At 31.5% G+C, this 10,614-nt stretch carries 18 protein-coding genes and 1 tRNA gene; 5 read left to right on the top strand and 14 right to left on the bottom strand.

Translation table 11 applies throughout. The annotated features are described in order from the left end of the window. From HMPREF9456_RS17390 to HMPREF9456_RS10045, 8 genes are all read right to left on the bottom strand, one after another. On the bottom strand, positions 1-384 hold a 384-nt coding region (locus tag HMPREF9456_RS17390), incomplete at its 3' end, for a hypothetical protein (RefSeq protein WP_040402088.1). 29 nt (positions 385-413) lie between these two features. Further along, positions 414-500: transfer RNA gene (locus HMPREF9456_RS10065), tRNA-OTHER, on the bottom strand. A 33-nt stretch (positions 501-533) separates the two neighbouring features. After that, positions 534-1,193: a hypothetical protein gene (locus HMPREF9456_RS10060; protein ID WP_006843414.1), complete on the bottom strand. Its 660-nt coding sequence runs from the start codon at positions 1,191-1,193 to the stop codon at positions 534-536. A 406-nt stretch (positions 1,194-1,599) separates the two neighbouring features. Next, a complete protein-coding gene (locus tag HMPREF9456_RS17225) occupies positions 1,600-1,737 on the bottom strand; it encodes a hypothetical protein (protein ID WP_006843413.1) in 138 nt (45 codons plus the stop codon). A 2-nt stretch (positions 1,738-1,739) separates the two neighbouring features. Then, a complete protein-coding gene (locus HMPREF9456_RS17385) occupies positions 1,740-1,901 on the bottom strand; it encodes a hypothetical protein (protein ID WP_006843412.1) in 162 nt (53 codons plus the stop codon). Positions 1,902-2,064: 163 nt separating this feature from the next. Continuing rightward, positions 2,065-2,406 carry a hypothetical protein gene (locus tag HMPREF9456_RS10055; RefSeq protein WP_006843410.1) on the bottom strand — a complete coding sequence of 114 codons (342 nt, stop codon included), beginning with the start codon at positions 2,404-2,406 and terminating at the stop codon, positions 2,065-2,067. Between the two features lie 2 nt (positions 2,407-2,408). Next, on the bottom strand, positions 2,409-2,591 hold the full coding sequence (locus tag HMPREF9456_RS10050) for a helix-turn-helix domain-containing protein (RefSeq protein ID WP_006843409.1): 183 nt from the start codon (positions 2,589-2,591) through the stop codon (positions 2,409-2,411). A gap of 6 nt (positions 2,592-2,597) precedes the next feature. Then, positions 2,598-2,807, bottom strand: a complete 210-nt coding sequence (locus HMPREF9456_RS10045; protein ID WP_006843408.1) for a hypothetical protein — start codon at positions 2,805-2,807, stop codon at positions 2,598-2,600. Positions 2,808-2,950: 143 nt separating this feature from the next. On the opposite strand from HMPREF9456_RS10045, the gene HMPREF9456_RS10040 reads away from it, so the two are divergent. Then, complete coding sequence (locus HMPREF9456_RS10040) at positions 2,951-3,334, top strand: hypothetical protein (RefSeq protein WP_006843407.1); 384 nt, start codon at positions 2,951-2,953, stop codon at positions 3,332-3,334. 8 nt (positions 3,335-3,342) lie between these two features. On the opposite strand, the gene HMPREF9456_RS17380 is transcribed toward HMPREF9456_RS10040, so the two are convergent. Continuing rightward, a complete protein-coding gene (locus HMPREF9456_RS17380) occupies positions 3,343-3,495 on the bottom strand; it encodes a hypothetical protein (RefSeq protein WP_006843406.1) in 153 nt (50 codons plus the stop codon). Between the two features lie 134 nt (positions 3,496-3,629). Between HMPREF9456_RS17380 and HMPREF9456_RS10035 the strand changes: the two genes are divergently transcribed. Further along, positions 3,630-4,325, top strand: coding sequence for a S24 family peptidase (locus HMPREF9456_RS10035; RefSeq protein WP_006843405.1), 696 nt, complete (start codon positions 3,630-3,632; stop codon positions 4,323-4,325). 257 nt (positions 4,326-4,582) lie between these two features. Here the strand turns inward: HMPREF9456_RS10035 and HMPREF9456_RS10025 are convergent, their stop codons facing one another. The 5 genes from HMPREF9456_RS10025 to HMPREF9456_RS17375 form a co-directional block, all read right to left on the bottom strand. Further along, positions 4,583-5,107 carry a hypothetical protein gene (locus HMPREF9456_RS10025; protein ID WP_006843404.1) on the bottom strand — a complete coding sequence of 175 codons (525 nt, stop codon included), beginning with the start codon at positions 5,105-5,107 and terminating at the stop codon, positions 4,583-4,585. Between the two features lie 177 nt (positions 5,108-5,284). Then, positions 5,285-5,692, bottom strand: a complete 408-nt coding sequence (locus tag HMPREF9456_RS17220) for a hypothetical protein (protein ID WP_006843403.1) — start codon at positions 5,690-5,692, stop codon at positions 5,285-5,287. A gap of 55 nt (positions 5,693-5,747) precedes the next feature. Then, the gene (locus tag HMPREF9456_RS17500; protein ID WP_006843402.1) at positions 5,748-6,182 is read right to left on the bottom strand and encodes a hypothetical protein; all 435 of its coding nucleotides are present in this window, start codon (positions 6,180-6,182) and stop codon (positions 5,748-5,750) included. 180 nt (positions 6,183-6,362) lie between these two features. Next, the gene (locus HMPREF9456_RS10015; RefSeq protein WP_006843401.1) at positions 6,363-6,857 is read right to left on the bottom strand and encodes a DUF2628 domain-containing protein; all 495 of its coding nucleotides are present in this window, start codon (positions 6,855-6,857) and stop codon (positions 6,363-6,365) included. Positions 6,858-6,938: 81 nt separating this feature from the next. Next, positions 6,939-7,106: a hypothetical protein gene (locus HMPREF9456_RS17375; RefSeq protein ID WP_006843400.1), complete on the bottom strand. Its 168-nt coding sequence runs from the start codon at positions 7,104-7,106 to the stop codon at positions 6,939-6,941. Between the two features lie 380 nt (positions 7,107-7,486). On the opposite strand from HMPREF9456_RS17375, the gene HMPREF9456_RS17370 reads away from it, so the two are divergent. The 3 genes from HMPREF9456_RS17370 (at position 7,487) to HMPREF9456_RS10005 (ending at position 10,581) form a co-directional block, all read left to right on the top strand. Then, positions 7,487-7,660 (top strand): hypothetical protein, encoded by a 174-nt coding sequence (locus tag HMPREF9456_RS17370; RefSeq protein ID WP_006843399.1) that lies wholly within the window; start codon positions 7,487-7,489, stop codon positions 7,658-7,660. Between the two features lie 403 nt (positions 7,661-8,063). Further along, positions 8,064-9,422: a T9SS type A sorting domain-containing protein gene (locus tag HMPREF9456_RS10010; protein WP_006843398.1), complete on the top strand. Its 1,359-nt coding sequence runs from the start codon at positions 8,064-8,066 to the stop codon at positions 9,420-9,422. 292 nt (positions 9,423-9,714) lie between these two features. After that, on the top strand, positions 9,715-10,581 hold the full coding sequence (locus tag HMPREF9456_RS10005) for a hypothetical protein (protein ID WP_006843397.1): 867 nt from the start codon (positions 9,715-9,717) through the stop codon (positions 10,579-10,581). Positions 10,582-10,614: the final 33 nt, after the last annotated feature.

Raw genomic sequence — 10,614 nt, 5'->3', positions numbered from 1 at the left:
CGCGTTGTCACATGCTCTCACAGTCGCGTTGTCCGATGCTCTCACAGTCGCGTTGCCCGATGCTTCCACAGTCGCGTTGCCCCATGCTTCCACAGTCGCGTTGCCCGATGCTTCCACAGTCGCGTTGTCTACTAGAAGATATCCTTCTGAAATATCTATATTCCCATATATTTTATTGTTGTTAAACTCATTCTCATATAGCTTTATTAATTCTATATCTATAACTTTACGCCTTACTGCAAAATCGAAGTTGTCTTTTATAACTTGCAATAATTCTTCAAAAGATTCTGACTTATATGCTCTTTTGTATTCTGATGTACATGCATCAGCAGCTTTTGCTCTTTTTATGATTTCTTCCTTTAATTCTTTAAAATTAGTTTCCATAATGATATTTTGTTTTAAGTTTAAATTCGTTGCTATGGGAGGACTCGAACCTCCGACCCGTTTCTTTTTGGGTGCATTACTGCGACCTGCGCTCTGACCACCTGAGCTACATAGCATCCTTTTTTTTCAATCATGCAGGGTTTGATATATTAGTTGAGACTAAATTTATTTACTGGTTCATTTAAAGCTCTTTCAATACTCCAACCTCTATACAACCTATTGCTCAATATATTATAAGGCATGTTATATAATTCAGACCATTGAGCAATCGTTTTGACTTCTCCTTTATGCTCAATAAGCCTATTATTTCTTTTATTATTAGCCTGTTCTTTGAGGGTAACCCATCTGCAATTATTCGGTTCGTAATTACCATTATTATCAGTTCGGTCAATAGTTAGATTGTCAGAGTACCCATTCGCTAATGCCCAATCACGGAAATTTATATAATCTAACCATTCGTTACAGACTGTTATACCCCGTCCGCCGTAGTTACAATAACATTGAGTATTTTCGTTTGTTGTTCTTTGTATTATATTTATCCATATATTATATAACCTTATTCTAGATCCGCCATGGATTGTTTTTGTTTTAGTATTTCGTTCTGAAAGTAAATTCTTTCTTAGGCATCCACAGCTCTTTGTATCACCGCATATAAGACTCATACCATATATAGTTTTAGTATTTCCACATTCGCATCTGCAAGTCCAGTATGAATGACCATGTTTATCTTTATGGCTAAATTCTATAACTGTTAGCCTACCAAATTTACTCCCTGATATATCTTTTAAACTTATATGCGACTCTTTCATAATTATTTAATTTTTATTCTTCCTTTGAAACACTCTCCGTACTCCTGATTTATAGTTATGCGCATAGGGTTACTTTTCCTCCATACCCCGAAGTCATTTAATCTTTCGATATGCGATACTATTTCATTTTGTACATAAAAAAGAGCTTTCGTAGTGATATATTTATATTCTGACTAACCTAACTGACTATTCAGGTTTATTAGTTCGCTGTTTTTCAAGCTCCCGACTTCCTCTAATCGGTAATCCCCCTAACCACTCCGTTAAGGGTTTAAGACAACACCCGTGTTTTTATCCATTCATCGGTGATACATCAGGAAATCAACATGGCAAAGAACTTGCGTTTTACTCCCACCCATAAGGAATGGAGCCTTCAACGACTTAGGATTAATTTTGTTTTAAGGATATATTACTTTAGGAAAGTTTCATCGTTCGGATCTATATCTTCTGCTTGATAGTACGATATGCAGTAAAGAAATATGCCTGTTACTATTCCGGCTACAACTACAAATAGCGCTAATGCTAAAATTGCGAATAAGAGTTCCATAGTTATTTTATTTGATATGTGGGTACTTCGTGATGTTTCATTTCAGTAAGAGCTTCTACTTGTCTTTTGCAGTCTATTGCACATTTAACCATATAACCAAGGCAACCTAACATGATAGCTGCAATGATTATTGTCTTTAGTGGGTTTATGCTTTTCTTTTTCATGAGGCTTTTACTATTTTGCATTTTGATATGTGGGTAAGAAGAGTTGTTTCACCATATTTTATATCCATATCTCCATTGTCTGAATTATAAAAGGATATGACACCTATTTCATTAGGTTTATCTTTACACTCTACTCGTTGACCGATTAATTTTGATTCTGTTTTCATAGGGCGTATTCCATTTTGTCTTTAAGGATTTCAAAGCCTTGTTTTGTGGCTTCTTTTGATCTATTATTTAGATCTTCAACTAAACGATTCAAGCGAGATGTAAATACTGCAGTATCTTCATAAAGTAAATCCCAATCAGAATCTAAAATCTCTGATGATCTTATGCCTACTATGTCTAAGTATGAATCAAACTCAACACACACCCTTACATCGCCTATTGTATCATCAAAATCAGGTATCTCTCTTCTGTCTGAATTATTGATGTGTCTTAATACAGCATTCACTATATTATCCATCTGTGTCTCGTTGCAATGGCAATCTATTTTTAGTGCTCCCATGGTTATTTTGTATTTAGTGATAATGATGATTTCTTATTTATATAATCCTCTATCCATTCTAGTTTATAGCGATACTCAGAACCTACTTTCAGATATTGTAGACCTTGTTTTCTCAATCGTGGAATCGTTTCATCCGATATAGAGAATATTCTCATTACATCTTTATTTGTAAGTAAAGCGTCCATATCCTATTATTTTACTCTTGTTATATTGTAAGTCTTTGTTGAAGAATCTTTCATGAATGAGTATTCTTTACCTTCGCTAAATTTTAATTTGGTAGCAATAGGAGCCAATGTGTCTTTCTCTTCTATGGTACATTGTAATACAGATGAAATAGGCATTAGTCTTAATGTTGCTGTCCAATTGATAGTTTTTACTTTTTTTGCTTTGATTGTATTCATCTTTCTGTATATTTGCAATTGTTATACTTAATTGTTGATACAAACATACAGTAAAATACAGTAATATGAAAATAAATACAGTATTTATTTTTGTATTTAACTTTATTTAAGGATACGTAGTGTTTTAACTTAAAATTGGGGGGATGGAATTAAAAGAGTTTGTAAAAGAAACATTGATCCAAATAACAGAAGGAGTCATGGAAGCGCAGGAAGAGTGCTTTAAATCAGGAGGGTTGATAAACCCAATGCTGGCAGTTAAAACTAGCAATGAAGAGGTATATAAACACCATGACTCTGATTATCCTGCTACTAAAATAACTTTTAAAGTAGGGCTTACAGAGTCTGATACAAAAGATAATAAAAAGGGAATAGGCGTATTTTTGGGAAAGATGTCTTTAGGTGCAGAAAGTTCCAAGGGTTCTGAAATTCAATCCGTAACAAGTATTGAATTTTCTGTTGTAGCAGTGCTTCCTTATGTCGATAGAGAGGGTGGGCACATACCTATTAGTGCGCTAAATATTCGTTAGTTTTCAGCTTAAAGCATATCTTTTATTTTCATATACTGATCTATAGTGTCACGTAGTGCATCCCTAGGGTTTCCTGATATATGTTCTAAATGAGCAAAATAGATACGAAGAAATAATCTTCTTCGTTTACGCCTTTTGAAATATTCTATCGGATTTTTCATAACATTAAATATTAAAACAGAAAGCAGTATACAAATTGGGGTTGCATACTGCTCTCAAGGTTTAAACCTAATTTCTTAATTATTGAAATCACCCCAATTGATTACAATACAAATATACAGTAAATTACAGTAATATGAAAACATTAGGAAGTATCGTTTTGAACAAAATCCTTGAAAACGAGAAATTAAATCCAAATCAATTCGCAGAATCGATAGGATTGGAAAGAACTCAACCTATTTATGATATTATAAATTGTAAAGTAAAAAAAATATCAACCAATTATGCAAAAAAGATATTAGCAGTATATCCTCATTATAGTTATAATTGGTTGACCACAGGAGAGGGGGAAATGCTAAAAATTAAAAGCGAAGTTACACCCAAAGCAGAAAGTGATTATATGATGGTAGAATATGTTGATCTCCGAGCAAGTGCGGGCAGGCTTGGGGGTGCTGATATAGATTTATTACCTGAAACGCATGTAAGGTTAGTTCCTAAAGAATATAAGAACGGAGGATTTCTAGTAGTGAGAGTTGATGGAGATTCTATGGATGATGGAACTAAACGATCTTTATGCGATGGTGACGAAGTGCTTATTAAAGAGAAGAAAGATTTTCATGTAAAAGACTTGCCAATTAAAAAGACTGTATTTGTAATTACATCAAGAGAAGGGAATGTCCTAAAGCAGATTAAAGAAATAAACACAGAAGAAGGATATATTATTTGTCATTCATTTAATCCGATATATCCGGACTTTAAAATGGAGCTCTCAGACATATATCAGATCTTCATTGTTTGTAAGGTAGTGGCAAGGCAAATAAGCCTTATTTAATTACTGTCTCGGCTCTATTTCGGACATATATATGTAAGTAATTGATATAAAGAAAATAACAAATTCCCGGCTGTGCTACAAGAAGAAGTCGCTGGTGAAGCGGCTTTTGTTGTTAGAGAGCCTTACTTCATTAATCTTCGAATTGCAAATCCGAAGAGACGAGGGATACTTTATCATAAATGTATAGTGAGAATAAATAAAAAAGCAGTTGGCATTCCAACTGCTCTGTATAAATATGCGTATTTTTATATGACTTGTCAGTAGCAAACTTCAGCATCCATTGCTACTGGTTTGGGACGTTTAGGTCTAGATGTATTAGTCGCTGGATCATAAACATACTCTAGATCAAGATAAGTTATATTACCCGAAGAACAAGAATAGCTCCCACTAAAAGACACTGTAATTTGATTGCTATTCGCAACAGGCTTTTGGCTCCAATGTGATTGATTCCAAGATAAAATCTGATGATAGTAATTCGATGCTAATGTTGCATTTATGCTTAATGTAGTCTCTAAATTCATTATTTTATTGTTATACGGATCAAACATCATATAGGATCCAACCTTATATTGGATTTTTGTTGATGGGAACATTGCGTTGCCTCCTCCTCCTTCTAAATAATAAAAAAGATCGCAAGACATTTCTAACGGTTTATCTTTAGCTGACTTTATCACAGCGCTGTCACGTGTTGTTATATTGTTATCAACAACCAAAAGATCTTCCTCTGAGTTACATGCCGTTAAAAATAGGACACTAAAAAGGAAATAAATAATACTTTTCATAATCTGGATTTTAGTTTGACAATTAATTTTATTTTTATTTATAAAATAAACAATTATGAACTTTGTATTCTTAATGTTTTTATAAGATATGACTATTTATAAAGGAGCCAAAAGTTATTAGGTTGAATAGTAATGATATAAATAAATGAGGATATGACTTATTTATCTAATGTCTTTTCATAAAAAGGAACTTAAAATATATCTTAAGGCAAAAGGAAAAGTCATAGTGGCAGGCATTATCAAAAAAATAATCCACATTTTTAATTTTCTGTTTAATTCGGATTTAGAGTGTTTAGAAATAATCTTATCTAAACTTTTTCTGTATTTTAAGTAATTACAGATAAATAATAATGACGATAATAATACAATTATAAATTTAGATAAGGTTTCTCCTATTGCTAATGCCATTGGAGTCAGAAAGTTGACAGATAAAATAATATTTGTAATAAAACTTATCGACAAGATAATGCTGGATATGATTAATATTTGGATAAAGGAAATGGCAGCAGTAGCAGAGAAAGCAGATGTATCTCCTTCTTTCCTTTTATAAATATCATAAAATCTATAAAAAAGATAATCAAACATAGATAGTTGTTTTTATTTCTTGTTAAAGGGAACCTTTTAAGATCATTCAATAAGTCTAAAATAAACTATCTAATAAAGGAGATTTTAGAGTTCCTTTAATCAGCCCATATCCAATAATAGAAATAAGTAGTATAAATATAGGAAAACTAAACATTATCCACATTGGTAGCTTATATTTATCTTTTAAATATTTTTTCTCTAATCCTAAATAATAATCTTTTTTTCTTTTAGGTGAGAAGTAAATATAATTGAGAAAAAAAATAACAATAGTAAGAATTGTAGCGATTAAAATCTTATTACTTCTGTTCTCCTGTAAAATATTTTTTATAAAATTTAATTCTACAAACAGACTAATAAAATAATAGGTGAACAAAAAAAGAGATAGCTCTATTATATATACAATCATAAGCGTATTTGTCATCGCATAATAATCTTTTTTTCTCTTGAAATAATCATAAAATCGAAAAAATATATAATCGAGTAAGGTCATACGTAATAATGTTTGTTTTATTAATCAAATAGATATGCTTTTTAGAGAGTGTTGTATTATATTTTGGTTAACAGGATTTTTTCTGTGAAATTAGAAGAAAATTTCATTGTATTGATTCTATATACAATAAATTTTTCTAAATATTTGATGAGGGAAAAAAAATTATTTAGTGCAGATTGCTCAAATAGCTTTATGTCCAATAATATAAGCTAGTATTGCAAATGTGAGAAGTGAGATAAGAATAAATAAACCAATAACAGTAAAAACAATATTATAACTTGCTCCTCCTATTCTTCTCAAATAGTCTATTCGGTCATTTAAATTGGGGTAGTTTGCTTGTGCTTTTTGCATTTCTCTAATCGACTTCTTTAAATATAAGTAGTTTCCTGTCAATCCAAGAATTAGGGACAATGTAAATATGCTTAATGATATGCCTATAGATATAGCCAGAGATATTCCTATCAATAAAGAAATAGCGAATTCTAAATACATTTTACGGTAAGCTAGCCACAGTATACTAAAAACGAAAGCATACGGATTAAATATCAGTTTTTTTCCATTTTTTATTTTCTCTAAACAGTTTAGATAATAGAAGGAATTATTTCCATAAAAGATAGAATATAGCAACTCCTCTTCAAATTGTTCACCTGTAATTTGAGTTTGCTTGTCTTTCATAATATTTTTTGAAGCCACAACTTAATATTGTACCTATAAAGCAATAGGTACAATATCTTATTACGGTAAGTTTTCAAAAAACTACCCTCTATCATTAGAATTTTCATCCGGATTAATTCTGTTTGTGGCAGCCTTTACCGATTTTTCGGAGCTAGGTACAGGATTTTTGATGTCTTTAACCTTTCGGGCATGTTCGTATCCCTCAAATTTATGTTCTTTGGATTGTGTTTTTGATATATCTTCTTTCATGGTTCAATAAATTTAATGTTCGACATACATAAACTAAACAAAGCGAATCGGAATAATGTTCTCGGATCGTTTATTATCTTCTGTATAAAAACAAAAAGGCTGTCATCACGACAACCAATCTTCAATTTTATAACCTAAAGTCTAATACCATGAAAAATACATTACAAAGATAAATTCTGTTTCATATAAATACAATACCATCTTTATGGTAAATTGTTAAGTTATTGATAAGAAGTAATCTGACTTTTACAAGGCAAGAGATCAAAAAAGCGGCTAAAGGTGTTAAGATTCTTATTTTCATGCATTATCAAGAAACAATTTGATGTTAAGGGCTGTTCTAAGATAATACAGTTTTAATTGCGAATCTAATAAATACTACCATGCTTAACGATGATGATAAATTGAAAAATAAGTCTATGCTCGATAGCAGGCTGGGAGCCCCGATGAAAAAAGTAGAAGGATTGAGTAGTGACATGAAAAAGGCTGAATCGGAACATCTTCATGCCTTCCGCGGAGATATTACCATAAAAGATAGTAAAAGTAAGGAACCTTAAAATTATCTAATATACAGAAGAAAGGAATTTGATATTTTATATATGCTAAAAGTATATGAGGCTTATTTTCATTAGAAATAAGCCTCATATACTTTTAGTTTCATAGCTTATATCTATTTAAATAAGTTGTTGTATTTTTTAATAAAAAGTCATATTTAGTGATATAACTTTATTGTATAATATATATATAATCTGATATATAGAAGTTTTTATTTATTGTTAAAAGTCATATTTGATCTGGAGTTAAGATTAAAATGATTGTTTTTTACTAGTTTTGTTCGATGTATATTTGTTGAAGTTTGTAATTTCTTTCTTTTTGCTTTTTTGCCCCATTGGTATTTGTTTCCCTATTATTTTGAATATAGAATATGTTAGATTTATTGTTAAACTAATTTTTAGAATTATGAAAAAGGTTTTATTAATGATTATTTCTCTTATTTCAATCACAAGTTTTTATGCACAAACCTCCCAGTTAAATTCTATCTTTCCAACATACAATAATGGAGGGAATCGCCCATTAGAAGGAAAAGAATATGATTATACAATTTCTATGTCAGGAGGGAGCTATGCTACAGGAGTAAGTTTAAGGTGTACCAACGGTGTATTTACTATTAACAACAGTTCTGTTTATAATACTTATGCTACAAATAGTTTTTCATTAAAAGTAAAATGGGGAAATGCTGGGCGCGGAGAAATATATGGGGAAGATAATAGTGGTTACAGAACGAGTTACGTTGTTAATATAGAAAAACCAGAAGTTTTCATATCTGGTCCTTCTTCTGCTAAGTATGGTGATGTTTTAGAGTATACTTTATCTGCTAATCCAAGCATTTCCATAAGTAGTGCTAACTGGGGAAATTCAGCAGAATTTAACTATGTAAGTGGTCAGGGTACTTCAAAATATAAGGTGAAAGTTATCAAAAATGAATCAAAAAGTGTAAGTAATGCGATAACTGTTACTGCACAAACTGATTATGGGGTTTTGTCTACAATTAAATTAGTCTCAATTGAACCCGTGTTTAAGATTTACTCTAATGAATCAGTTGTCTGCAATGGGGAAAATGTTACTTATTTTGTAAATACAACAGGACCAACGCCGATTAGCTGGCAGGCTGGAAATAATATGACTTTAGTGTCTGGACAAGAATCATCTACGCCTATATTTAAAGCCTCTGGAAATAATTTTGGAGTGGTAAAAGCGACACTTACATCTGGAGGTAAAAGCTATAATGTAGAGAATTCTCAAGTTTGGATTGGTGCTCCCAAATATAATGAGTCAGCTGATAATAATCAATTGACTCAATATAGAGATTTAACTGAAACATTTATGCTAACAGCACCGTTTTATGGTAATCCAACAATCTATGAGTGGAAGGTTAATGGAACTGATTTATCTTCCCGATATATAAATGATGATGCCGGGACTATTTCAATATTATTTAAATATTTACCTGTAGGGGTTTATGAATATTCCGTCAAAGCAACAAATGCTTGTGGAACTTCATTGATACGAACTTTTCTTGTGACAATTGTAGCTGATCCAGATGAGGTTCCTATTCTTAAATCTTCAACAACGATTGGGGAAGAGTCGCCTAAATCTATAAAAATATATTCGATAAATACTGGTTCATTGATGTATACAGAAAAAGGTATAATTAACTTTAATATTGAAAATGTGCCATTAAATAAAGGGGTGTATTTAATAGAGAGTGTAGACGATAAAGGGAATGTTGTTAGAGAAAAGGTTGTGAAGAGATTTTAGTATTATTTATATATTTGTTCAAACAAGAAAGTTTTCTAAAACAAGAAAGCTTTCTTGATTATTTATTTTTTATAACATAAAAAAAGGCTGTCATCTCGACAACCAATCTCAACTTTTTAACCATAAATCTAATACCATGAAAAACACAGTACAAAGATATATTGTGTTTCTGCTCAATACAATACCATATTTATGGTAAATGATAATTAAAAAGGCTTACTTTACTTTTTCTGAAAAATAAAAAATGTTAACTTTGAAGATAAAAGTAACAAACGCCTAGATATCATAAACTATGAGAAAAATAGTATTCGTTCTACTAACATTCCTATTCCTATATTCGTGTTCCGATGGCAATGATCTTGGTAAAGATGATGGTGATGATTCCGGCAATGGGAATAATTCTTCTTCGGTAAAAATCTCTTTAAAGGCAAAGGTACAAGAAGCTAATATCCATACTATGATGGAGTTTTACTTAGTGCCCGGTGAAGACTGTACAATGCTCGATATAATGGAGAGCTACGACTCTTTGGTTTGGCGTATAGAGGGAGAAAAAGGACGTCTTAATTTGCTGTCTCATGCCCCTGGTTGGATGTCTTTTACTAGTAGATGGGGACACTGTTTTTATGAAGAGAATCACGGTAGTGTTATCCTTGAAGGGTTTAAGGATGGTAAGGTAGTATTATCCGATTCGGTGAGAATTGAGGTATACAATAAACGTGATTTTCTTGGATATAACTGGGAAGATATTACTTCTTCAACAAACCATCGTACAGGAATAGCAAATATATTGAAATCTGAATTGGAAATTTCTTTTATAGAAAGATATATCGATGGATTGCCTTCGTTGTATGTCTATTTTGAACCTGCTTGGGAAGTCGGTAGAGATGAAAAATTATCAAAGATTTTTTATACTCAGAAGCAAGAACCCTTGATACGAAACTATATTTCGAAGCTATACGGCGATCCGAAGTTCAGTTTCGAAAAAGATGCTGACCAACTTGTAGAATCATATCATAAGATATTTAAACAAGAAGAGGATGTTTATACTCCTAGATATGTTTGGCAAACAAAAACAACCAATATTGCCTTAGTCCAAAAAAACGTAGACTGGGGAGACTATGAAGCATATTATATTTATGCCGAACCCAGAAGCAATTGAGAGTCATATAATCATATAATAAAATAAGACCCA

It is taken from the genome of Dysgonomonas mossii DSM 22836, assembly GCF_000213575.1.
GTDB classification, from domain to species: domain Bacteria; phylum Bacteroidota; class Bacteroidia; order Bacteroidales; family Dysgonomonadaceae; genus Dysgonomonas; species Dysgonomonas mossii.
This window is presented reverse-complemented; position numbering and strand designations above follow the sequence as displayed.

What these genes read in the sequence shown, in the direction of transcription:
- HMPREF9456_RS10060 (WP_006843414.1), bottom strand. Translation starts at nt 1,193, where the DNA reads ATGAAAGAGTCGCATATAAGTTTAAAAGATATATCAGGGAGTAAATTT.
- HMPREF9456_RS17225 (WP_006843413.1), bottom strand. Translation starts at nt 1,737, where the DNA reads ATGGAACTCTTATTCGCAATTTTAGCATTAGCGCTATTTGTAGTTGTA.
- HMPREF9456_RS17385 (WP_006843412.1), bottom strand. Translation starts at nt 1,901, where the DNA reads ATGAAAAAGAAAAGCATAAACCCACTAAAGACAATAATCATTGCAGCT.
- HMPREF9456_RS10055 (WP_006843410.1), bottom strand. Translation starts at nt 2,406, where the DNA reads ATGGGAGCACTAAAAATAGATTGCCATTGCAACGAGACACAGATGGAT.
- HMPREF9456_RS10050 (WP_006843409.1), bottom strand. Translation starts at nt 2,591, where the DNA reads ATGGACGCTTTACTTACAAATAAAGATGTAATGAGAATATTCTCTATA.
- HMPREF9456_RS10045 (WP_006843408.1), bottom strand. Translation starts at nt 2,807, where the DNA reads ATGAATACAATCAAAGCAAAAAAAGTAAAAACTATCAATTGGACAGCA.
- HMPREF9456_RS10040 (WP_006843407.1), top strand. Translation starts at nt 2,951, where the DNA reads ATGGAATTAAAAGAGTTTGTAAAAGAAACATTGATCCAAATAACAGAA.
- HMPREF9456_RS17380 (WP_006843406.1), bottom strand. Translation starts at nt 3,495, where the DNA reads ATGAAAAATCCGATAGAATATTTCAAAAGGCGTAAACGAAGAAGATTA.
- HMPREF9456_RS10035 (WP_006843405.1), top strand. Translation starts at nt 3,630, where the DNA reads ATGAAAACATTAGGAAGTATCGTTTTGAACAAAATCCTTGAAAACGAG.
- HMPREF9456_RS10025 (WP_006843404.1), bottom strand. Translation starts at nt 5,107, where the DNA reads ATGAAAAGTATTATTTATTTCCTTTTTAGTGTCCTATTTTTAACGGCA.
- HMPREF9456_RS17220 (WP_006843403.1), bottom strand. Translation starts at nt 5,692, where the DNA reads ATGTTTGATTATCTTTTTTATAGATTTTATGATATTTATAAAAGGAAA.
- HMPREF9456_RS17500 (WP_006843402.1), bottom strand. Translation starts at nt 6,182, where the DNA reads ATGACCTTACTCGATTATATATTTTTTCGATTTTATGATTATTTCAAG.
- HMPREF9456_RS10015 (WP_006843401.1), bottom strand. Translation starts at nt 6,857, where the DNA reads ATGAAAGACAAGCAAACTCAAATTACAGGTGAACAATTTGAAGAGGAG.
- HMPREF9456_RS17375 (WP_006843400.1), bottom strand. Translation starts at nt 7,106, where the DNA reads ATGAAAGAAGATATATCAAAAACACAATCCAAAGAACATAAATTTGAG.
- HMPREF9456_RS17370 (WP_006843399.1), top strand. Translation starts at nt 7,487, where the DNA reads ATGCTTAACGATGATGATAAATTGAAAAATAAGTCTATGCTCGATAGC.
- HMPREF9456_RS10010 (WP_006843398.1), top strand. Translation starts at nt 8,064, where the DNA reads ATGAAAAAGGTTTTATTAATGATTATTTCTCTTATTTCAATCACAAGT.
- HMPREF9456_RS10005 (WP_006843397.1), top strand. Translation starts at nt 9,715, where the DNA reads ATGAGAAAAATAGTATTCGTTCTACTAACATTCCTATTCCTATATTCG.